Annotated in this window: 2 protein-coding genes and 1 pseudogene; 2 read left to right on the plus strand and 1 reads right to left on the minus strand. The window is 74.1% G+C overall.

Annotation, left to right across the window (positions count from 1 at the left end; genetic code table 11):
• Together ACFV0Q_RS41375 and ACFV0Q_RS41380 are read left to right on the plus strand one after the other, a co-directional pair.
• On the plus strand, window positions 1-670 hold a 670-nt coding region (locus tag ACFV0Q_RS41375), incomplete at its 5' end, for an amidohydrolase family protein (RefSeq protein WP_385013246.1).
• A gap of 2 nt (window positions 671-672) precedes the next feature.
• The gene (locus ACFV0Q_RS41380; protein ID WP_385013248.1) at window positions 673-1,461 is read left to right on the plus strand and encodes an antibiotic biosynthesis monooxygenase; all 789 of its coding nucleotides are present in this window, start codon (window positions 673-675) and stop codon (window positions 1,459-1,461) included.
• A gap of 60 nt (window positions 1,462-1,521) precedes the next feature.
• Here ACFV0Q_RS41380 and ACFV0Q_RS41385 read toward each other — a convergent pair.
• Window positions 1,522-1,720 (minus strand): annotated as a pseudogene (locus ACFV0Q_RS41385) (TetR/AcrR family transcriptional regulator); the annotation flags it as partial.

Raw genomic sequence — 1,720 nt, forward strand, 5'->3', positions numbered from 1 at the left:
CACCCTCACCCGCCGCTCGGCCCGCCCCGCGATCGACTGCGGCGTCGACGGCCTCGCCCACGCCCCCGCCGACGGGCCCTCCGACGACGCCCTCGTGGAAGACGCCGCGGCCCGGGGCATGTTCGTAGTACCCACGCTGACCTCGCTGACCGGGACGACCGACACCCCGGCCGAGTACGCCCTCATCGACGACCCGCGGTTGCGGCCCTACGCCGACCCGCAGTGGCTGAAGGAGATCGAACGCATGCGGTCCGACGGCCCGGGGGAGGGCGAGGTGCGGGTGGGGCCGGTCTCGGTCGACGCCCGGTACGCGGCCGACGTCGCGCTGCGGATGTTCCGGGCCGGGGTGCCCCTGCTGGCCGGCACCGACGGTACGGGTGGTGCGGGCCACCCCACCACGCACGGCATCAGCTACCACGGAGAGCTGGCCCTCCTCGTGGGCGCCGGACTCACCCCGGCCCAGGCCCTCACGGCCGCAACCGCCGCCCCCGCCGACGCCTTCGGCCTCCACGACCGCGGGCGCGTCGCCGCCGGGCTGCGCGCCGACCTCCTGCTGGTCGAGGGCAACCCCCTGGCCGACATCACCGCGGTACGGGACATCACCGCCCTGTGGCGGCGCGGCGTCCCCGTGGACCGCAAGGCCTCGCTCCTCGCAGAGAGGCTGGTCTGACCATGAGCACCCTGACGACCACGCCGAAGGCCCCGACACACCAGGGCCTCCACCACCTCAAGCTGTGCGTCAGCGACCTGGAGCGCAGCGCCCGCTGGTACGGCGCCGTGCTGGGCGCCGGCCGGGTAAGCGAACTGGACCACCGACGCCCCGACGGCACCCTGTTCTCCGTCGTCCTCGACGTCCCCCACCTGCCCTGCCGACTGGAGCTGCGTCTGGACCCGGCGACAGCCCGGGCCCTGGACGGGAACGAACTCCTCACCCTGGCCGTCGAGGACCGCGCCGCCGTGGACGAATGGATCGCGCACCTGGACGGCCTGGGGGTCCGCCACTCACCGCCGGTCGTCGCGATGGTGGGCTGGGTGCTGGTCGTACCCGATCCGGACGGGCTGCGCCTGCGGCTCTACACGACCGCGCCGCACGGGCTCGATCGGTCGCGCATCGAGTACGACTCCCCCTGGCTGAGCACCGGACCCACTGATGACACGGCCAAGCGAACGGGGACCGTGTGCGCCGTCGCCCGGCTGCGGGCCCTGCCTGACGGTGCTGCCGTGATGGTACCTCTGCTGGAGGCGCTGGCATGCGCCACCCGCCAGGAGGAGGGCTGCCTCGCCTACCGCGTGCACCGCGCCCAGGACGCCCCGGACATCTTCGTGGTCTACGAGGAGTGGGCCGACGATGCCGCGCTGGCCGCGCACCGGAACACCGCGCGCATGACGGCGTTCCGCAAGGCTGCGGCCGGCCTCGTCGACGGACTCCCCGAGACGGAACTGCTGAGCCCCTGCCCTTGAGCCGGACCCGGCAGCACGTGCCGGAGGGGGGCGTCCCGCGCAGGGACGCCCCCCGGCACGTCAGCTCGTCCAGGAAGCCGTGCCGAGGGAGGACAAGCCCGCGATCAGGTGCTCCGCGGAGACGGGTGTCACCAGGTGCCGACCGACGAGGAGACCCGGCATGAGCGTCATCAGGACCGTCGCGATCCCCCGGGGATCAGCGTCCGCGGGGACCTGGCCCTCCTCGCACCAGCGCCGGGCCAGCTCCTCCAGCTGACCC

The organism is Streptomyces sp. NPDC059564 (genome assembly GCF_042735575.1).
GTDB lineage: Bacteria > Actinomycetota > Actinomycetes > Streptomycetales > Streptomycetaceae > Streptomyces.